The 20470-nt window shown below is 37.3% G+C and carries 18 protein-coding genes; 8 read left to right on the top strand and 10 right to left on the bottom strand.

The features are described 5' to 3' along the window. Positions 1-135: 135 nt before the first annotated feature. Genes GGQ92_RS15375 through GGQ92_RS15360 form a run of 4 tightly spaced genes read right to left on the bottom strand, consistent with a single transcriptional unit; the run spans position 136 to position 4081 of the window. Entirely contained in the window at positions 136-1152 is a 1017-nt protein-coding gene (locus GGQ92_RS15375; protein ID WP_184251091.1) for a sugar kinase, read from the bottom strand. Further along, the gene (gene dagF, locus GGQ92_RS15370; protein ID WP_184251089.1) at positions 1145-1900 is read right to left on the bottom strand and encodes a 2-dehydro-3-deoxy-phosphogluconate aldolase; all 756 of its coding nucleotides are present in this window, start codon (positions 1898-1900) and stop codon (positions 1145-1147) included. Before dagF ends, GGQ92_RS15375 begins: the two co-directional genes overlap by 8 nt. Beyond that, entirely contained in the window at positions 1897-3006 is a 1110-nt protein-coding gene (locus tag GGQ92_RS15365) for a DgaE family pyridoxal phosphate-dependent ammonia lyase (RefSeq protein WP_184251087.1), read from the bottom strand. The genes dagF and GGQ92_RS15365 overlap by 4 nt, the downstream gene beginning before the upstream one ends. Next, a complete protein-coding gene (locus GGQ92_RS15360) occupies positions 2984-4081 on the bottom strand; it encodes an amidohydrolase/deacetylase family metallohydrolase (protein WP_184251085.1) in 1098 nt (365 codons plus the stop codon). Before GGQ92_RS15360 ends, GGQ92_RS15365 begins: the two co-directional genes overlap by 23 nt. Before the next feature lie 206 nt (positions 4082-4287). Here GGQ92_RS15360 and GGQ92_RS15355 point away from each other — a divergent pair, with 206 nt between their 5' ends. Continuing rightward, positions 4288-6708 carry a glycoside hydrolase family 18 protein gene (locus GGQ92_RS15355; protein WP_184251083.1) on the top strand — a complete coding sequence of 807 codons (2421 nt, stop codon included), beginning with the start codon at positions 4288-4290 and terminating at the stop codon, positions 6706-6708. A gap of 141 nt (positions 6709-6849) precedes the next feature. On the opposite strand, the gene chbG is transcribed toward GGQ92_RS15355, so the two are convergent. Next, positions 6850-7551, bottom strand: a complete 702-nt coding sequence (gene chbG, locus GGQ92_RS15350) for a chitin disaccharide deacetylase (RefSeq protein ID WP_184251081.1) — start codon at positions 7549-7551, stop codon at positions 6850-6852. A gap of 192 nt (positions 7552-7743) precedes the next feature. On the opposite strand from chbG, the gene GGQ92_RS15345 reads away from it, so the two are divergent. The 4 genes from GGQ92_RS15345 (at position 7744) to GGQ92_RS15330 (ending at position 11380) form a co-directional block, all read left to right on the top strand. Beyond that, positions 7744-9075 (top strand): family 4 glycosyl hydrolase, encoded by a 1332-nt coding sequence (locus GGQ92_RS15345; protein ID WP_184251079.1) that lies wholly within the window; start codon positions 7744-7746, stop codon positions 9073-9075. Positions 9076-9295: 220 nt separating this feature from the next. Beyond that, entirely contained in the window at positions 9296-10594 is a 1299-nt protein-coding gene (locus GGQ92_RS15340; protein WP_246384549.1) for a PTS sugar transporter subunit IIC, read from the top strand. A gap of 139 nt (positions 10595-10733) precedes the next feature. Next, the gene (locus GGQ92_RS15335; RefSeq protein ID WP_184251077.1) at positions 10734-11072 is read left to right on the top strand and encodes a PTS lactose/cellobiose transporter subunit IIA; all 339 of its coding nucleotides are present in this window, start codon (positions 10734-10736) and stop codon (positions 11070-11072) included. Next, the gene (locus GGQ92_RS15330) at positions 11072-11380 is read left to right on the top strand and encodes a PTS sugar transporter subunit IIB (protein WP_184251075.1); all 309 of its coding nucleotides are present in this window, start codon (positions 11072-11074) and stop codon (positions 11378-11380) included. Before GGQ92_RS15335 ends, GGQ92_RS15330 begins: the two co-directional genes overlap by 1 nt. Positions 11381-11485: 105 nt before the next feature. Here the strand turns inward: GGQ92_RS15330 and nagB are convergent, their stop codons facing one another. The 4 genes from nagB to GGQ92_RS15310 all read right to left on the bottom strand — a co-directional run bounded on the left by nagB (position 11486) and on the right by GGQ92_RS15310 (position 15835). Beyond that, positions 11486-12205, bottom strand: a complete 720-nt coding sequence (gene nagB / locus GGQ92_RS15325) for a glucosamine-6-phosphate deaminase (RefSeq protein WP_184251073.1) — start codon at positions 12203-12205, stop codon at positions 11486-11488. A 5-nt stretch (positions 12206-12210) separates the two neighbouring features. Beyond that, complete coding sequence (gene nagA, locus GGQ92_RS15320) at positions 12211-13347, bottom strand: N-acetylglucosamine-6-phosphate deacetylase (RefSeq protein ID WP_184251071.1); 1137 nt, start codon at positions 13345-13347, stop codon at positions 12211-12213. Positions 13348-13493: 146 nt separating this feature from the next. After that, positions 13494-14666 carry a TraB/GumN family protein gene (locus tag GGQ92_RS15315; protein ID WP_184251069.1) on the bottom strand — a complete coding sequence of 391 codons (1173 nt, stop codon included), beginning with the start codon at positions 14664-14666 and terminating at the stop codon, positions 13494-13496. Between the two features lie 260 nt (positions 14667-14926). Beyond that, the gene (locus GGQ92_RS15310) at positions 14927-15835 is read right to left on the bottom strand and encodes a TIGR01777 family oxidoreductase (protein WP_184251067.1); all 909 of its coding nucleotides are present in this window, start codon (positions 15833-15835) and stop codon (positions 14927-14929) included. A 211-nt stretch (positions 15836-16046) separates the two neighbouring features. Between GGQ92_RS15310 and GGQ92_RS15305 the strand changes: the two genes are divergently transcribed. The 3 genes from GGQ92_RS15305 to GGQ92_RS15295 all read left to right on the top strand — a co-directional run bounded on the left by GGQ92_RS15305 (position 16047) and on the right by GGQ92_RS15295 (position 19526). Further along, positions 16047-17507 carry a nicotinate phosphoribosyltransferase gene (locus tag GGQ92_RS15305; RefSeq protein ID WP_184251065.1) on the top strand — a complete coding sequence of 487 codons (1461 nt, stop codon included), beginning with the start codon at positions 16047-16049 and terminating at the stop codon, positions 17505-17507. Positions 17508-17532: 25 nt separating this feature from the next. Next, positions 17533-18360: an ammonia-dependent NAD(+) synthetase gene (nadE, locus tag GGQ92_RS15300; RefSeq protein ID WP_184251063.1), complete on the top strand. Its 828-nt coding sequence runs from the start codon at positions 17533-17535 to the stop codon at positions 18358-18360. Positions 18361-18542: 182 nt separating this feature from the next. Next, a complete protein-coding gene (locus GGQ92_RS15295; RefSeq protein ID WP_184251055.1) occupies positions 18543-19526 on the top strand; it encodes a VOC family protein in 984 nt (327 codons plus the stop codon). A gap of 120 nt (positions 19527-19646) precedes the next feature. On the opposite strand, the gene GGQ92_RS15290 is transcribed toward GGQ92_RS15295, so the two are convergent. Then, positions 19647-20117, bottom strand: coding sequence for an SRPBCC family protein (locus tag GGQ92_RS15290; RefSeq protein WP_343068852.1), 471 nt, complete (start codon positions 20115-20117; stop codon positions 19647-19649). Positions 20118-20470: the final 353 nt, after the last annotated feature.

The raw sequence follows: 20470 nt of genomic DNA, 5'->3' as shown, positions 1-20470 counted from the left end.
TATCCAGAGTATTATAAAGGAATACATGGCAACGAATATAAATTATCAGATGTGCACTAGTTACGGCAAACAGAAAAGGACCGCGCAGTTTTTTTGCGCGGTTTTTCTTAAAATTGCTCATAAACGAAGATCTCCTTATCTTTCGATATCTGTTGAGCCTTGTTCTATTAACCTGAGGATATCTTTCTCTGTTGCTAAAGGTGTATCCCCCTTTATTGTATGCGCAAGAACAGATGAAGTAATGGCGAAGCTCAATGCTTTTTCAGGAGGATAAGCTTGGAACTCACCATGGATAATTCCTGCCGTATAAGCATCTCCAGCTCCAATTCGGTCTAATACAGGAAAGGCTCTGGAATCTGAAAAATACATCCTACCATTCTTGTATATATACCCTTCTATTGCATGCTGATTATTTGCTAGTATTTCTCTATTGGTTCCTGCGATAACAGATATTTGATAGTGTTTTGCTATTTTTGGAATCAAATCCTCAAGCTGCTTTCTTCTATCTGTTTCTTTTGTTGTTAGTCCTAATGTAAGCATAGCGTCTTTTTCGTTCATAATCGCTATGTCAGCAAGCTTGAGCATCTCCTCATAATGCTTCTTTGCTTTTTTATTCCCGTCTTTTCCCCACAAATTAGGCCGAAAATTACAATCGAATAAAACCATTTTTCCTTGTAGTTTCATGATAGAAGCGAGCTCCTTCACATGCTGGCGTACATTATCATTCATCGCTAGGCTGATTCCACAAAAATGCAGTAAATCACAGTTCTGGGCAATCTCTTCAAAATTGTAGTGGTCCGCACTTGCAGTATGGAAGCTGCTCTCTATTCGATTGGAATAAGTCACTTTACTCGCTCTTGGTCCGAAGCCTTGTTCTAAAAAGTACTTTCCTATATAGTTGCCGTGTTGTGAAACATAGCGAGTATCAATAGCTAGTTTATTTAGAAATGCAATGGCAGCATCACCTAACGAATTGTCGGGGAGGCTTGTTACTACTAATCCCCGATAGCCAAATTTTGCGAGACTACTTGCAATATTGACCCCCGTTCCTGAGAAGGAATAATGGAGCTGATTAGCCTGAGAAAGTAATTCGTAGTTTGGAACCTCAAGGCGCATCATCACTTCACCAAAGGCTGCTATTGTTTTATTCATAGTCATTCACCAATTTTTTCGTAATTTGCAAAAGCTCTTTCACATCTTCTACCCTAGTTGCACCAGTATTTTTATCGATAATGGATGAGTATACATGCGGAATGACGAAAGGAACTCCTGCTTCCAACGCGATTGCTACAATTTTTTTAAAGTTATTTAAATCAATCCCGCCAGTTGGTTCTAAGGCAAATTGTTCCTCTGCACATGCTTTAGCTACCTCCCTATATTCATCTTCATGAACAAGACCATTCATAGGGAAGAATTTAATAGAATTTCCACCCATTTCTCTAATAAATGTTATTGCAGTTTTGATTGGAACAATTGCTTTTTCATCTATATTCTCGCTTTCGGGTCCTGTTGATAGATTGACATACCCGGCTTTTCCTGTTGGAGATACGAGAGCATTAATCCAGCAATCCATTCGTTTCGCTTTAGCTCTAGTATATCCAGTCAAGGGAAATACCTGATTAATATGCAGAGCAGCGTATTCGTTCGCAATATCTGCGACGGCGTAACCCTGTCGGCTATCACCTGCACCCAATCCAATAGAGACTGCATCCTCTATTTCCTTCCCATACTCTTTCATATCCTGGACAGCTTCCTCTACGTTAGGATAATCCTTCGATAACAAGCCGATGAAAACATATTGCTCCGCTGCTGCATAAACTTGTTTTGCATTATCGATACTATTAGCTAGAACATTGAGAGCAACACGTTTTTTGTAAAAATGTCTTAAATAATCTGTCAACTTACACACTCCTTTGCGATTTCCTGCATCCTAGCAATAATAATTTCAATGTCCCCTTCGAAAAGTGGACGGGGATCGATATCAAAAAATCCTTGCTTTACACCATAATCGCGTGTATAAATAGCAATGTCACCATTTTTCAATTCTTCCGTGAATTCCTCGGCGGTTTTCCCTGATTGTTCCACATCCACATAAATTCTCCCACGGAAAATTTTCCTGCCCGCTTCATCTTCTACTATTTGAACGGAAATTCCATTTAATTCGTTTAAGATGCGTAATTTTTCAACTTCTATTTTTTCTTCTGTGCTTGTATCCTGCTTTTCCCCATAATCGTCAAGAGCCTGTAATATGCCGAAAATAGCTTCCTTACCAACCTTCATGCTTCGTCCGATACCGTGAAGTTGAAGTTCGACAGAATCGATAAGCTTCTTTTTTCCGGCAATGATGCCAGAGGTTGGTCCTTCCATTGCTTTAGAACCACTGAAAATGGCGAGATCAGAGCATTGAATATACTTGTTTAGATCCTCTTCCGCAGCTGCATCCACAATGAAAGGAATATGATGTTTTTGTGCTACTTCCCATGCTTGTTCAGCCGATATCATATTTTTCTGAACAGAATGATGGGATTTAACATAAAAAATCGCAGCTGTATTTTCATTAATAGCTTCTTCTAAATGTTCGTGTTTTCCCTCGTTTGCGTAACCAACTTCTATTAATTTCCCGCCGCCTAGGTAAATCATCGTCTCAATTGGAGCCCCGTATTGTACGTTATGTCCCTTAAATAGGATGATTTCGTTTTTTTTGATCGATTCTTGATGAAGGCGTAAGGAGCGTCTGCGGTTTCCTTCTGTTACAATAGCGGCAATTGCTAATGCAATTCCACTTGAAGCGGAATTGACGACAAGAGCTGCTTCGCTTTGTATTTTTTGCGCAATATATGCACCAGATTTTTTTACTAAATCAGCTATTTCGACATAGTTTTGTCCACCGATTTTCATGGCTTCCATCACACGATTACTAGGCGCTGAAACGCCCAAGATGCTCATTCGTCCGCTTGCGTTGATGACCTTTTTTAAGCCGTATTTAGAAAATAATGAGTTCTCCATTGATGACCACTCCTTTAGGTATTATTTGTTGACTGGCATATCTCCGTTCGCCTGCTGAATCTACTAACTCTATATCCGCATTTTCTATATTAAAAAGGGTTAAATTAGCTGCGCCATGCTCCTTCAATTCCCCTAATTCAGGCTTGTTGATTCTATTAGCAGGAAGGGTTGTAATCGCATGAATAATTTCTTTTAACGAATAACCGAGATGGAGGAACTTAGAGGCTACAGAAGCAAGACTGTACACAGGACCATTTTCTCTGTTTTCTTTGTAAATGTCACTGCTTATCGTAAAAGGCTGAATGTTATGTTTTTTAGCTGCTTCTGCAACTGGAAATGAAAAGCTAGCACTTCCATGACCAACATCTAAATGCACCCCTCTACTTATTGCGGAGAGAAGCTCTTGTAATGGTGCCCCATTTGGGAATAGATTGTTGTCTTTTCCGTTTAAAAAGTGGGTAATAATATCATTCTTTTCTAATAAATCAAGAATATCTGTAATTTTTGGAGGTGCTGATCCGATATGTACCATAAGTGGCATGTTTGTCAGTCTGGAGAAATTTCGCGCGATGTTCAACGGCTCTATCGCGTTATTCTTCACGACGCTATTACTCATTCGTGCTTTCAATCCAACAATAAACCCTTCATAAAACGAGACAGCTTCAAGAAGTTTCTCTCTATCTAGCCAATGAAGTTCGGAAAGCTCATCTATTCTTGTTAAGCCAAGCCGAGAAATGTTTAGATAAGCTAATACATTTGTTTTACTCTTAAAAGATTGTGTGTAAAGCTCATGAATATTATCTGCTCCGCAGCTCCCGGCATCTACAATCGTAGTTACACCCTGTTTAATACCGATTTCATCTATATCATCTCCATAAGGCTGGAGTGAGGATAATGCATGAACGTGTAAATCAATCCAACCGCTTGAAACATATAAGCCTTTCATATTCAAATGCTGATAAGAAGATCTGCTTCCGGCCTGACTTATTTTTTGAATCTGATTGTCTGAGATAGTAATGTCAATCAATGATTCCCCGGGTATTTGCAGATTTTGTAGCACATAGGGAGAATGCATGAATTGTACACTCCTTTCATGATAATAAAATAATAAAAGTGAAGTTGTCTATACCTAACACACTGTGAAACTCTGAATATATCATTGACAATATATCACTTAAATTATAGTATTGTATAGAGGTATAGTCAACCTATCAACCTCTAATTACATCACGATACTCATCGATGAATCTACTAATATAGCAAAAGGAGGACGTAAAAAGAATGGTGTCGCATCGAGGTGTAAAGAGGATCGATACGTGGGGATTGACAAGTTTCTTCGTAGTATTACTGGCTTTAGCAGTTCTCACATTTTGGAATGCAGCTGAAGTAAAAGCAGAAGAAAATCCAGATAACGAGTCGGAAAGGGAAGAAACGGGAGTAGAAGCCGCAGAGGTTTTAGAGGAACAGAATCTCAATGAACTAGACGGCGAGTTAGACGATGATACGGATGAAAAAGGCTCAGAATCTGATGAGTCAGCGAATCAAGAAGGTGATGAGGGGTCTACAGAGGAACAACAAGAAGAAACCGAATCATTGGGAGAAAAGACAACTAGTGAAAATGTAGTTAAGAACAAAGATTATCGAGTAGTAGGTTACTATACGCAGTGGTCTACATATGGGCGTGACTTTCAGGTTCTAGATATGGATGCTGAAAAATTAACTCATATAATGTATGCGTTTGCAGATTTTTGTTGGGAAGGTTCAGGTCACTCGGGCGCGTCAGCTTGTGAGGGAGTGCCAAATGGTACGGTAATATCTGCAGATCCATGGGCAGACTATGATAATCCAAACGTGTTAAGGCTGGAAGAAGGAGAAGTGTGGACGCGTGATTTTGCTGGAAACTTAGGAGCATTGGCTAAGTTAAAGGACGAGCATCCACATTTACGAACACTGCTATCCATTGGTGGTTGGACTTTTTCGAAGCATTTTTCAGATATAGCAGCATCAGAGGAAACGAGAAGTCAATTCGCAACGTCAGCAGTAGAATTTATTCGTAAGTATGAAATGGATGGTATTGATATTGATTGGGAATACCCCGTAAGCGGAGGCATGGAGGGTAATGTTCACCGCCCAGAGGATAAACAAAATCATACATTATTACTACAGGCAATTCGTACGGAATTAGACAAAGCAGAGAAAGAGGACGGGAAAAAATACGAGCTAACCATTGCATCCAGTGTAAATCCTTCTTATCTTGAAAATAATGAGATGGAGGAAATTGCTGCGATTGTGGACTTCATTGATATTATGACATATGATTTCAACGGCAGCTGGCAGTCAACTAGTGCTCATAATGCACCACTTTACAATGATCCAGCAGCAGAAGAAGCAGGTGTGCCAAGTCCGGGTGTATTTAATGTGAAAACAGCTATTGAAGGTCATTTGAACGCAGGTGTACCTAATGATAAATTAGTTATGGGTCTACCTTTTTATGGCAGATCGTGGATGGATTGTGACAATGGCTCTGACATTCAAGATGGTGGCTACTATCAAAATTGTGAAGGTGCAGGTAATGGAACATGGGAGGCAGGTGTTTATGATTTTGATGATATCATGAACAACCTTTTACAGAGCGGCAGTTATACAGAATATTGGAATGAAGCTGCAAAAGTACCGTATCTTTACAATGAGGAGACAGGAGAATTTATCACGTACGATAATGAACGTTCAATTGCGGAAAAAGCAGCATTTATCAAGGAGTATGGATTAGGTGGAGCAATGATTTGGGAATTGAGCGCTGATAGAGAAAGTCGATTACTCTCCGAAATTACGAATCAATTAACAATTCGTAAGCCGGCGGAAACGATTGAGCTTCAAGTAGAGGATCTTATCAAGAATGGAACAGCCTATATTTTTAATAATGGTGATGGTAAGTCTAAGGTGATTATACCTGCTTCTGTTATTGCACAATTACCAGAAAGAACGACTGTAGAAGTCAGCTTCAAAGGTGTAACTGTTTCGGTTCCTAGTAAACTGATTCGAAATAATAAAGATCTTACACTCCAATTTGAATATGCAAATCGGGATATTAGCCAGAGTGTGTTAGTAAGTGAACAGTACAATCTAACAATTTATTCAGGGAGTGAGATTCTTTCGGACCTCGGTGATTCAGTAGTAATGGTTACATTTAAAGTGGATGGGGAAAAAGTAAGAGATTGGGATAGATTGGCGGTTTATCATATAGATGAAGATGGGACATATTCAGAGAATTTAATTACCGAGGCTGATGAGGAAACGAATCGAGTTACAGCTCGTATTTCTCAATTTAATGTATTCGGAGTTTTTCAATTAGATAAGCTTCCTGAAGATAGTAATGAACCGGACAACAATGAAGAGGACAATCAGTCATCGGAGACAGATAATGATGGGGCTACACAGGACGAAAACAACGTGGAAGGTGATTTGGATGATTCGGAAGTAAGGGACGGAGATAATAATTCTTTAAGAGATAGAAATGAATTAGCAAAAGACTCTGATGAAAATGGAATAAGTGGAGGAAATAAAACGGATGAGGATGGAGAAGATAAAAGGCTTCCGAATACAGCTACAAGCATGTTCAATTTGATGCTAGCAGGTGTTTTATTACTCATGTTGGGTTGTAGTTTAGTTGTAATGAGGCGTATTTACAAACATAGAAATTAACAAGATATTTTAAAATATCAGCTGAAACTGGTTGATTGAACATGGCACCAATCGCTGTTAGTTTTAATGATTGGTGCCATTGTAATTAAACTCTCATACATTCTGTCTATTACGCCTTAGATAGTAGAGTTATAATGGGAACTATTCTATAAGGGTTACCCAATCTGGTACATGAATAGATTTAAGAATATCCAGCTCATTTTCTCTCTTAGTAGAATATGAGCTTAGCTCCTTCAAAACATTATCAACAATAGCAGGATGTGTCATCACTTCTATAGTATCAGTTTTTACCTTTTTCAATTGATTAAAAAGATCCTTCCTGACTCCATTTCCATAAAAACCGGTATATAGATAGTCAGTTCGCAGGATTTCTCTATGACACTTCAATGAAGGTATGTAACGAACAGGTACATTGTATTGTTTTGCAAGCTCTATCGTAATCTTTTTTATAGGATCCCATCCATGGATATGATGGTGGCTGTCCAAATGATTTAAGGGTAATTCAGTATTAATAAACGCTTCGATTTGCGCCTGCCACTCACTTTTCAATTGTTCTAGATTAGGAGTTGGCATGTTATTATATGTGTTTGTAAATTTAAAATATCCATGTTCATTCATTAAGTCATCGACATCCATTCTTAGTGGCTTTCCCCAGGATAATACAAGATGAAGCCCAACTCGCAAGGAAGGATGTTTTTTTGCTTGTTCGACAGCATACGACACAGCTCTTCCATTCATTATTAAGGAAGTAGAAGTCACAATTCCTTTTGTATGTGATTGAATAATACCATCTGTTACACCTTTAGTTAAACCGAAGTCATCTGCATTAAAAATTACCTGCATGTGTTATTCAACTCCTCACATATTGCCTATAATTTGAGTGTACAAAAAATAACAACAAAGAACAATAGCTATATTTGTTATACCATTTACAGAAAATATGTAGATAACATAGAAATGATATGGTACATTTTAATTGTAGTATGAATTGTATCAACAGCATGATTTGAATCTACCCGAAGGAGATGACCTTTAGTGCCAATAAAAGTAGTTATCATTGGCGGCGGGTCTAGCTATACCCCAGAATTAATAGAGGGAATGTTAGATCGCTATGAAAGTTTTCCTATAACAAATATTGTACTTGTCGATATAAAAGAGGGAGAAGAAAAGCTAGAAACGGTTGGCAAATTAGCTAAAAGGATGATAAAGAAAGCAGGAAAACAGATTCATCTCACTTGGACTCTTGATCGACGTGAAGCGTTAAAGGATGCTGATTTCGTAACCACACAGATACGAGTGGGTGGTTTGAAAGCACGGGAAAAGGATGAACGCATTCCACTTAGTCATGGCTTTATTGGTCAGGAGACTAATGGTGCAGGTGGCATTATGAAAGCGTTTAGAACTATTCCTGTTTTAATGGATATTGCGAACGATATACATGACATTTGTCCGAATGCATGGCTTATTAATTTCACTAATCCTGCAGGTATTATTATAGAAGCATTAATTAAATATTCTCATCATAAACGAGTGATTGGTGTCTGTAATATACCTTTGAATATGAGGCATTCTGTAGCAGAAATTTTAGCAGTGAAGCCTTCAGATATAATGATTGAGTTTATCGGTATGAACCATTTTGTGTTTGGTAGTAAAATATATGTTAATGGGATGGAACGGACCGAGGAGGTTTTAGCTAAATTACAAGAAAAGCTAGATTATTCTCCAGCAAATATAGTGAGTCTTGGTTGGACAAAAGAGCTCCTTGAATCTTTAAAGGTGCTACCAAACCCTTATCATGATTACTATTTCCATACGAGAGAAGTTTTGAATCAGGATGTCAGGGCATTTCGAGAAAATGGTACCCGGGCTGAAGTAGTTCAGCAATTAGAGAAGGGACTATTTAAGCTATACAGCGATTCAAAATTAAATGCCAAACCAAAGGAACTAGAGGAACGAGGGGGTGCTTATTACAGTGATGTGGCATGTAGTCTAATGGATTCTCTTTATAATAATAAAGGAGATGTTCAGACAGTGAATACAATAAACAATGGAGCAATCTTTGACCTGCCAGAAGACACAGTGATTGAGGCGAATTGCGTCATTACGAAGGATGGTCCAGAGCCTATATTAGTGGGGAATTTACCCATTTCAATCAAAGGGATCATTTTGCAAATGAAAAATACGGAAGAGCTTGTGATTCAAGCAGCACTATCCGGAAAGTATGAGGATGCTTATCTTGCCTTTCTTATGAATCCTTTAATCGGAGATGAAAAGATGAGTAAAACGCTTTTAAATGAATTGTTGATTGCTCACAAAGAACAATTACCTCAATTTAAAGAGGCAATCCGTCAAATAGAAATCATTTAACATGGTTCTTCAGTAGATTTACTAGATTCTCTGTGAAGAATATAATAGTAGTATGAATTTACTTAACTGTTTTAAGAAAAGTAAGCATCAAATCATTGATATAGATTAAATGAATAATTGCTTTTGTATTGAAATTAAAATATGAAGAAAGGGGATTCTTCCGTGCGAGTCACCGTATAGAAGGATAAAATTATTCTTCTTTTTAACTAGGGGGAATACAATGATAGATTATAAATTTATGAAGAAATTCATTGAAATTGCAGGTCGCCTAGGTGCACAGCGACATTTAGTTGCCATTCGTAATGGTTTTGTAGCTATTATGCCTCTCATTATAGCTGGCTCACTTGCTATTCTGTTGAATAACTTCCCCGTTTTTGGCAATTTTAATATGGTGCAATTATTAAATCATATCTTTGGGGACGGTAATTGGCAAATCGTAGGAAACAGTGTCTGGAATGGAACATTTGCTATCCTAGGTATTTTATTATCTTTTTCTATCCCTTATTATCTAGCAAAATCTTATGAGCTTGACGAACTATCGGTGGGTCTTATTTCAGTTGCATCCTATATTATGTTGATCCCTATTACAAATGATGGTGGTTTTAGTTTTGCTTGGACCGGTGCACAAGGCCTTTTTGTGGCAATATTTTTATCTATTATCATTACGGAATTATTTCGGATTTTAATGAAAAATGATCGCCTAGTTATTAGAATGCCAGAAGGTGTTCCGGGTGGTGTCGCAAAATCATTTGCTGCATTACTTCCTGCTTTAATTATTTTGATTCTTGTTGGCCTTTTTCAAACGTTAGTGACAACATTAACAGACACAAGTGTGTTTGAACTTATTTTTATTCTTATACAAGAGCCATTGCAGGGCCTTGGGAATACATTACCAGCAGCAATTCTAGTTGCCTTTTTAAATCATTTTCTTTGGTTCTTTGGTCTGCACGGAACAAACATTCTTGCAGGTGTAATTGAACCAATCTATTTACCTCCAATAGAAAGTAACGTTGATCTATTTGCTAGTGGTATGTCTGCTTATGATGTGCCATATATTGTAACGAAGCCGTTTTTTGATGTGTTTGTCTATATGGGAGGAGCAGGAACATCTATCGCGCTTATTATTGCTGTTATTATTGTGGTTCGACAAGAAAAAAAGCACCCTTATCGTGAAGTTTCTAAATTAGCTGTACCAGCAGGCATATTTAATATTAATGAACCAATAATTTTCGGAATACCAATTGTCCTAAATCCAATATTTTTTATACCATTCATATTAGGACCTGTTCTACTTACAATTACTTCTTATTTTGCTTTAGCAACTGGGCTTGTACCAAAAACAGTTGCATTTCTACCATGGACGATGCCCCCTTTTATTAGTGGATATATCGTAACTGGTGGAAGTTGGCGTGGGATTATTTTACAAATGATTAACTTAGGCATTTCTGTTTTGCTCTATTTACCATTTGTAATGGCTGGTGTACGAGCATTGAAGATAAAGTTGGAAAATAACAGCTAACAAATTAGATTCGTACTGCAACATAGATAGTGATGTACAGAGCGATGTATTCTAGTCACTAAAGGGACCAATACTTAGTAAACGATTACAAAAGGGATGAGAATACATTAGAAAAGTACTTGAAACAGGGGAGATTGTAGTGAAACTTACAAAAAAGGAAGTACAACTGCTTTCATTTCAAATAATTCTACATGCTGGAAACGCTCGTTCCTTGGCAATGGAAGCTATCAAATTTGCTAAAGCATATCACTTTGAAAAAGCCTATGTAAAAATAGCAGAAGCTAAAGAGGCTCTAATAGAAGCTCACGCTGAGCAGACGAAGCTCTTACAAGAAGAAGTGAATGGTCAAGCTATCGATCATACGCTCATCCTGATTCATGCACAAGATCATTTAATGAATGCGATGACTGTAAGAGATTTAGCAACTGAAATGATAGAGATGTATGAAAGAATGAAAAAGCTGGAGGCGAAGCTATAATGAAAAGAATTTTGCTTGTTTGTTCTGCAGGAATGTCTACCTCTATGCTAGTTAACAAGATGGACCATGCAGCTGAGGAAAAAGGGCTAGAAATAGAAATCCATGCAATCAGTGAATATGATTTAAATAATCACTTGCAAGAAGTAGATGTACTTTTAATAGCACCACAAATTAGATTTCTGGAAGACAAGATTCGCAAAATTGCTGATCCAATGAGGATAAAAGTTGATATTATTGATTTTTCAAGCTACGGTATGCTGCAGGGTGACAAAATATTAGAACAAGCGTTACATTTGATCGATGCTTGAGTCTAAAAAACAGAACAGAGCTAGGATTCAATCTATATCCTCTAAAACCTAAAAAAACCTGAAATCCCACCAATATTGGGATTTCAGGTTTTTCAATGTATTGCTTTAGCTTATAGATTCTTTGTCTACAATAACGATACAATTAGAGTGATTTTGTAAAACAGAAGCTGGAAACTCTTCGGATACTTCTCCGTTAATCAATCTTTCATAGGCTTCTTTTTTTGCAGAACCAGAAATTAGTAAAATTATTTCTTTACTATCCATAATTGTTCCGATACCAGTCGTAATCGCATGTGTTGGAACATCATCCATAGAATCGAAGAAACGAGAATTTGCTACTCGCGTTTGCTCATCTAACTTTACAATCTGTGTTCGGCTTTGGAAAGAAGTACCTGGTTCATTAAAACCAATATGGCCGTTGGCACCAATACCTAAAATTTGTAAATCGATTCCTCCAGCTTCACGGATTTTATTTTCATAATCAAGGCATTCTTGATCTAAATCTGTAGCCTTACCGTTAGGTACATGCGTGTTGTTCTTATCTATATCGACATGGTTGAACAGTTCTTCATTCATAAAATAACGATAGCTGTTAGGATCTGTTTCACTTAGTTTCACATATTCATCTAAGTTAAATGTTGTGACGTTTCGGAAAGAAACATCGCCTTTTTTATTGCTGCTGATTAAATGTTTATACAACCCAATTGGTGTAGAACCGGTTGCTAGGCCTAAATTTGGTTGGATGTTCTCATCTATACATGCTTGAACTTTCTCGCTTGCAAATCTGCTCATTTCTTCATAATTTTTCGCTTCAATTATTTTCAATGTTTTCACCTCTCGTATGCAATTTTACCTTTACAGATCGTATACCTAATAGTATAGTCTTCATCTAACAATAAAATGTCTGCGTCTTTTCCAACCTCGATGCTACCTTTTCGATCGTAAACGCCTATTTGTTTTGCGGGATTCATGGACGCCATTCTAATGATGTCATCAATTGTAGCACCAGCAATGTTCATCATATTTTTAACTCCGTCTATCATTTTCAACATGCTACCTGCCAATGTTCCGTCCGCTAAGGTAGCTTTATTGCCTTGTACCGTAACTTCTTGTCCGCCTAAATCATATGTCCCATCTTGGAGATATTTTGCTCGCATCGAGTCAGTGATTAAAAGAAGCCTCTCACTGCCTATATTATTATATATTAACTGAATCATCTCAGGGGAAACATGAATACCGTCTGCTATTAGTTCTGCTTTCAAATTATCTAATAAAAAAGCTGCTCCAACGGCACCTATGTCTCGATGATGAATACCATTCATTTGGTTACATAAATGGGTCAGCTGGTGAACACCTTCCGCCACTGCCTCTGTAATATCTTGGTAGCCTGCGTCAGTATGTCCTGCAGAGACATTAATCTGTTCATGATTTAAATAATGGATGAGATTATAGTTGGTATCGAGTTCTGGCGCTAGTGTGATGGTTTTAATGAGCCCGTTTGCTTCCTCTAGCCATTGCTTGAACAATTCCACAGAGGGAGGGATAATGTGCTCAAGCGGTTGAGCTCCCGCTTTTTTCTTTTCACAGAACGGCCCCTCCAAATGAATGCCTAATATCTCTGCATGCCCAAGCTTATTCTCATATGTAGCTATTGCCTTTAATGCGCGAGATATAGCTTCTTTCGATTGGGTCATGGTTGTAGCAAGAAAACTTGTTGTTCCCTCTTCAGGTAAGGCGCTGGCAATGGTCTCAAGTGCTTCATGATTAGCGTCCATTGCATCCTTCCCAGCAGCGCCGTGGATATGTCCATCAATGAACCCAGGTATCGCAATTAAGCCTGTTCCGTCAATATCTGCTTTTGTATCACTTTTCTCGTTCACTTTAATAATTTTCCCTTTATCTATTTGGATAGACGCCTTTTCCAATATGGAATTTGGTTGATGAACTTTAGCATTTGAAATAATCATCTGTATCACACCTTCACTCTTCTGTAGTAATAATTTAATTTTAACACCATAACGTATAGTTGTCTATACCTTTTTGATTTACTAAAGAAGGATTGGCATTCCATAGAGTTTGCAGCGTTAAATCATAAAGAATAATCAGAACAACCTTAGAGATTGTTGATAAATACTCGAACAATATCCGTACCTGCAATGAATGTACCGATAGAACTACCTATGTTAGCTAACAGAATGACCAATAATATTCTGGTTACTTTATTGTTCCAAAAACCTTTCAATGTATGGACGTCTTGAGTAAGAGCTTCAAAATCAGATACATGAGGCTTTTTTACAAGAGCTTGTACAAAACCAGCAAAAAAACCAGCTGCCATAAAAGGATTCAATGATGTTATTGGTGCTGCGACCAAGGTTGTTAATATGGCTAACGGATGTCCAAAAGCAATAAGTGCTCCTAGTGCAGAAAAACCGCCATTCCAAATTAGCCAGCTCCAAACTTGCTGCCAGCCTGCGATTGGATTGGTCCAAAATGTGTAAGCAATCAAACAGATAATTACAAATGGTATCGACCATCCAATAATTTTAGGTAACTTCGACTTAGGTGGCATTTCCCGTAGCTTTTTAAGGTCATGCTCTTTTTGAATTTCTTTTATAATTCCTGGTACGTGTGCTGCTCCAAGTACAGCAACAATTTTTTTACCAGGAGCGTCTTTAATTTTTTGAGCCAAATATTGATCACGTTCATCAATTAATGGCTTTTTCAGACGTGGAAATTCGGTTGAAAATTCCTGGAGAACACTATCAATTGCATCTTGAGTTTTCATTTTCTCCAATTCTTCTTCAGAAATTGTCTCTTTTGAAAATAATCCAGCTAATACTTGAGTTAAAAGAGCTGCTTTTCCTTTAAAACCAACATTCCCCCAAATTCTTGAGAAGGTAATTTGAATATTACGATCAGCTAAAACTAATTCCGCGCCAATTTCATTCGCCGATTCAATGCCTTGAATCATTTCCTGACCTGGTTTGATTCCAAATTGTTCAGCCATACGCTTCTGAAAGGAGGAGATTGCTAAGTTCATTAATAAAAGAGTGGCTTTCTTTTCTTTAATCACTTGAAAAATATCCATTTCGCTCCATTTGTTGCCGTTCTGAACGGATTCGTAACGCTGTTTATCTAACTCAACACAAACAGAATCTGGTTGTTCCTGTTCAATCACTTCTTTGACGAGCTCCGCACTTTTTTTAGAAACGTGCGCTGTGCCTATTAACACATATTCTTTCCCATTTAGTTGTAATCTAGTAATGTTTTGATTTTCATCCAACATGAAAGTTTCCCCTCGACTTCCCACAAAATTCCTCTCTTAAGTATAAAACAAATTATATCGAAAGCATACAGAAAACAAATAGGCGTTTACATAAAGAGTCTTGCTTTATTCTATTAAGAGAGAAATTTTGCTTTTTTATTGTACCAAAAAAAATATTTTATTGTTACTATTTGGAGAAGAGTAAGCAAAAATCCGAACTAGCAATTCGAGGCCTTACGAATCAGTTCGGATTTTATTCTTTCTCGTTTATTGTAATACTATTAGGAATATTGTACGTTTAGCTCTTCTCTAACAATATCATCTATTGTTTGCTCAATCGTTGGGTATTTAAAAGTAAAACCAGCTTTTTGTAATCGCTCAGGGATAACCCAGCGACTCTTTAGAACAAGCTCTGTTTCAGTACGGATAAAAATTGCTCCTAATTCAAGTAGTGGTCTTGGAACAGGTAAGCCAACGGAACGATTCAACTTACTACGAATGGTTTTCATTAAGTAATTGTTGGAAATAGGGTAGGGGCTAGAACAATTAAATACGCCACTTAATTGATGGTTAGCCTCTATAAAGCGAATAATTCGATACACGTCTTCTACATGTATCCAACTGAACATCTGGCTTCCAGAACCTTGCTTTCCACCAAGTCCGAACTTTGCTAAATATTTATATGGTGTAAAAACCCCTCCGCCAGGTCCTAAAACAATGGCCATTCTTAAGGCAACTTGTCGTGTTTTTTCAAAAGAGAAACGGAAAAATGACTGCTCCCATTTTTTTGCAACTTCTACTGAGAAGCCTTCACCTATTTCACCATTGTCTTCTGTCATAGGTCGATCTTCTGCATGACGATAAATTGTAGCTGTGCTAGCATTAATCCAGAGTTTAGGAGGGTGTAGACATGTTTTGATTGCATCACCGAGAATTTTAGTTGTACCGATTCTGGAATGCAGAATTTCTCGTTTATTTTCTTCATTATATCGACAATCAACAGATTTTCCAGCAAGGTTGATCAGCAAATCCGCATCTTCTAGGGCGTCGTGGATACCTTGTTTATCTGCCCACGTTATTCCTGGCTTACTTCTTGATATAACAACGACTTCATGCCCCTCTTGCTGGAACTTTTCTTTTAAAAATTTCCCGATAAATCCTGAGCCACCTGCAAGTACAATTTTTTTCACCGTATCATCCTTCCCTGAATGAGTTACTATATATTATATAGTAACAAAGTATGGTAAATTGTTACATAAAAATGGCTCTCTATACTCCCCTAGTGGGTTGCTTAGTGCTAGCCAAGATTTTTTGTTTTGTTATAATATGATGATAATAAACTTGCTTAAGTGGTTAATAAGCAAACGGACAGGGGTTAAATGTAAAATGGAGGATACACACATGACTTACGAAGACGATAGCTTAATGCTCCACACGGATTTATATCAAGTAAATATGGCAGAAACATATTGGCGTGATGGTATGGCGGATAAAAAAGCAGTATTTGAATTATATTTTAGAAAGCTACCTTTCGATAATGGTTATGCTATATTTGCAGGTTTAGAACGTGTGTTAGATTTTATCCGTAATTTTGGATTTACGGATAGTGATATTACATATTTGAAGGAAATCGGTGGGTATTCCGATGATTTTCTCGAATATTTACGTACGATGAAATTTACAGGGACGATTCGATCGATGAAAGAAGGCGAGGTTGTTTTTGCTAATGAACCACTCATTCAGGTAGAAGCACCATTAGCAGAAGCACAATTAATTGAAACGCCATTATTAAATACAGTGAATTATCAAACACTAATTGCAACGAAAGCAGCTAGAATTAAATATGTAGTTGGCGATAAAACAGTTATGGAATTTGGTACCCGTCGAGCACACGAAATGGATGCTGCGTTATGGGGTACGCGCTCTGCTTATATTGGTGGATTTTCTGCTACAAGTAATGTGCGTGCTGGTAAGCTATTCGGTATCCCAATTGCTGGAACCCATGCGCACTCAATGGTTCAAGCCTATCGTGATGAGTATCTTGCTTTTAAAAAATACGCTAGTACCCATAAAGACTGTACATTTTTAGTAGATACATATGACACCCTTCGTTCGGGTGTACCAAATGCAATTAGAGTTGCAAAAGAATTTGGGGACAAAATTAATTTCCAAGGAATTAGGTTAGATAGTGGAGATATGGCCTATTTATCCAAAGAGGCTCGAAAAATGTTAGATGATGCAGGGTATCCAGATGCTAAAATTATTGCATCTAATGATTTAGACGAGTATACGATTCTGAATTTACAGGCACAAGGAGCAAAGATTGATTCATACGGAATAGGAACGAAATTAATCACTGCATATGATCAAGCTGCTCTAGGTGGTGTATACAAGCTTGTAGCTATTGAAGAAGCGGGAGAATTTCAAAACACGATAAAAATATCTGCAAACCCGGAAAAAGTGACAACACCTGGTTTGAAGCGTGTTTATCGAATTATAAACCGGGAAAACAAACATTCAGAGGGAGATTATATAACATTAGCTCATGAGAATCCTCAAGCGGAAGAGCGGCTAAAGATGTTCCACCCTATTCATACGTATATTAGCAAGTTTGTCACGAATTTTGATGCTGTTAATTTGCATGAGGACGTAGTTGTAGATGGAGAAATTACGTACCAATCACCATCCCTTTCCGCAATTCAGAACTATGCTAAGGAAAACTTAAACTTGTTATGGGATGAATATAAACGGACGATGAAACCAGAAGAATATCCGGTTGACTTAAGCGAAGAATGTTGGGAAAACAAGATGAACTTAATCCGTGATATTAAGGAAAGTGTAAAGAAATCTGTAATTAAATAGGTTGGAGTAAAGGAGATGACAATCGTTGAGGAAACTGCAGCAAGAGATTATCCGTGAGTTGAAGGTGCAATCTCGAATCGATCCTGTAGAGGAATTTAGACGTAGTGTAGACTTTTTGAAGGACTATTTAAAAAAGTATGATTTTTTAAAAAGTTATGTTCTCGGTATTTCAGGAGGACAGGATTCCACATTAGCTGGATTTATGGCACAAACTGCAGTCAATGAATTAAATAATGAGATAAATGGAGATAACTATGAATTTATTGCAGTTCGATTGCCCTATGGAAACCAAATCGATGAGGATGATTGTCAGGATGCCTTAGATTTCATTCAACCAAGCCGTACGGTTCGAGTCGACATCCAGCAAGCTGTAGATGCTAGTCAAGCTGCTGTTGAACAAGGAATAGCTCCTATTAATGAATATATCAAAGGAAATACCAAGGCAAGGGAAAGAATGAAGGTACAATACGACATAGCAGCAGCATGTCAAGGTGTCGTTATAGGCACGGATCATGCGGCAGAGGCAGTAACAGGATTTTATACGAAATATGGAGATGGAGCTGCAGATGTCATGCCATTGTATCGCTTGAATAAGAGACAAGGTAGATCCATGTTAAAAGTATTAGGTTGCCCAGAACATCTCTATAATAAAGTACCAACAGCTGATCTAGAAAGTGATAAACCGTTGCTTCCAGATGAAGTAGCCTTAGGGGTTAGCTACGAGGCGATTGATGATTATTTGGAAGGGAAAACAGTAGATGCTAAGGAAGCCGAAGTAATTGAATCATGGTATCTTAAAACAAGGCATAAACGACTAGGTCCTATTACTGTATTTGATCAATGGTGGAAATAAATAGATGAAAGGTTGCTATTGCTATAGACGCGATAGCAGCCTTTTCTATTATCAGTACACCTTTATAAACAAGTCATTCGAGTTTTTAAAAGGGTTTGCTTATAATGGTATATAGACAAAATGGGTAAAAATAATTATAGAAGAGAGCACTGCGTGTAACTTCTGAGTAGAGGAGGATGGCAGTGGGTGAGATAAAAGGTATTCATCACGTAACAGCTATCACGAGTAGCGCAAAAGATATTTATCAATTCTTCACGTACACATTAGGAATGCGCCTAGTTAAAAAGACTGTGAATCAGGACGATATACGAACGTATCATTTGTTCTTTGCAGACGATGTAGGAAAACCAGGAACGAGTATTACGTTTTTTGATTTCCCAGGCATTCCGAAAGGGTCCCATGGAAACAACGAGATTTATCGAATATCATTTCGTGTACCTAATAATGAAGCATTGGACTATTGGCTAAGGAGATTTCAAAGATTAAAAGTGAAACATGAAGGAATAAAAGTATTATTTGGTAAAAAAGTTTTGCCATTTACCGATTTCGATAATCAGCAGTACCAGTTAATTTCTGATGAAGATGATAATGGGTGCGCTCCAGGTATTCCATGGAAAAAAGGTCCAATTCCTGATGAGTATGCGATTATAGGGCTAGGCCCTGTTTTAATACGAGTGGAACAATATGGTTACTTAAAAGAAGTGCTAGGGAATGTTCTCAAGTTCACCGAAATAGATCAGCAAGGCTCGCTATATTTATTTGAAACTGGTGAAGGAGGAAATGGAGCACGAGTAATTGTCGAGGAGAATGAGTTTCTCCCGCCTGCTAAACACGGATATGGAACCGTGAATAATGTGGCATTTTATGTAGAAAGCAAGGATTCTTTGGAGGAATGGGATATTCGATACCGTAGATTCGGTCTGTCGACTTCAGGCACTATCGACCGTTACTTTTTCCATTCTCTCTATACGCGTGTTGCTCCGCAGATTTTGTTTGAACTAGCAACACATGGTCCAGGATTTATGGAGGACGAGGACTATGAAACGTTGGGAGAGAAGTTATCCTTGCCACCTTTTTTAGAAGATCAACGTAGTTATGTTGAGTCAAAATTAAAATATATCGATACAGTACGCAGTAATAAGACAATTCAAAAAGAGTATGAGTAGCTAATAGTAGAGGTACAAAACCTATCAAAATAGGAGCCAAATGATTCAATAGAATGAGAATCAGTCCGGTTCCTATTTTTATTAATGTGGTAAAACAATTTACATATACCGATTGTCTCTTTAATTGAATTCTTGATTCCAATCGTAGGTATCTTCGGCATATTTTTTTAATTTTTCATATTCTTCCTCATACATCCCTTTTACAGTCCAACCAAATAATTTTATTAGAAAGCGATGGAACCAGTTACTCGGAATAGTAGATAGTTCGATGACTAATTTGGTCTGGTTTCCTGTTCGTTCTAGATAATAGTCCGTGAACGAAATCCCTTCTTTCGTAGTAGCCTTTAGAGCTACATGATTTGGAGGTTCGTATATTGTTATTTCGGAATCAATAGTGTATTGCTTTTTACCAATTAATTGTACAGATTTAAATTTCATTCCTGTTTTAGGATACAGAACATCATTTGAGCTTTCATATATATTCTCTACCAAAAAGCTGTTCCATTGAACAATAATTGCATCGTCATCTAGACATTTAAATACATAATCGATGGGTGCATCTATGTATAATTCGAATTGTGCTACGTCCATTCTTTCCAATATTCTCTTTCCCCCTAAATATAATTAAGAATAGCTTTTATAGTATAGTTTATTTCTGATAAATAGAGAAGAGATTTTCAATATTTTTACATGTCAGTATAAGTTCAATTTTTTATCATTGTTAGCTGAAGGTTATTCTATATTGATTATAAATAATAGTGATAAATAAAAAGTACGAGCATATTTTATAATAAACATTTTCTACGTAGAAAGGCTAAAAAGCTGTACGGATGAACTTGTTTTACTAGGATGGTAGTGTAAAAAGTTCTATGAAAACTACCCCATAATAAAAACTCTCATCTATTTTGAAGGAGAAAAATAACCGCCATCGCCCTTGACAAACA

Source organism: Gracilibacillus halotolerans (assembly GCF_014206945.1).
Lineage (GTDB): Bacteria > Bacillota > Bacilli > Bacillales > Amphibacillaceae > Gracilibacillus > Gracilibacillus halotolerans.
This window is presented reverse-complemented; position numbering and strand designations above follow the sequence as displayed.

Coding starts and splice junctions, on each gene's coding strand:
- nagA (WP_184251071.1), bottom strand. CDS start 13,347: ATGATTATTTCAAATGCTAAAGTTCATCAACCAAATTCCATATTGGAA.
- GGQ92_RS15375 (WP_184251091.1), bottom strand. CDS start 1,152: ATGAATAAAACAATAGCAGCCTTTGGTGAAGTGATGATGCGCCTTGAG.
- GGQ92_RS15355 (WP_184251083.1), top strand. CDS start 4,288: ATGGTGTCGCATCGAGGTGTAAAGAGGATCGATACGTGGGGATTGACA.
- GGQ92_RS15330 (WP_184251075.1), top strand. CDS start 11,072: ATGAAAAGAATTTTGCTTGTTTGTTCTGCAGGAATGTCTACCTCTATG.
- chbG (WP_184251081.1), bottom strand. CDS start 7,551: ATGCAGGTAATTTTTAATGCAGATGACTTCGGTTTAACTAAAGGTGTA.
- GGQ92_RS15360 (WP_184251085.1), bottom strand. CDS start 4,081: ATGCATTCTCCCTATGTGCTACAAAATCTGCAAATACCCGGGGAATCA.
- GGQ92_RS15305 (WP_184251065.1), top strand. CDS start 16,047: ATGACTTACGAAGACGATAGCTTAATGCTCCACACGGATTTATATCAA.
- GGQ92_RS15340 (WP_246384549.1), top strand. CDS start 9,296: ATGATAGATTATAAATTTATGAAGAAATTCATTGAAATTGCAGGTCGC.
- GGQ92_RS15315 (WP_184251069.1), bottom strand. CDS start 14,666: ATGTTGGATGAAAATCAAAACATTACTAGATTACAACTAAATGGGAAA.
- GGQ92_RS15290 (WP_343068852.1), bottom strand. CDS start 20,117: ATGGACGTAGCACAATTCGAATTATACATAGATGCACCCATCGATTAT.
- GGQ92_RS15365 (WP_184251087.1), bottom strand. CDS start 3,006: ATGGAGAACTCATTATTTTCTAAATACGGCTTAAAAAAGGTCATCAAC.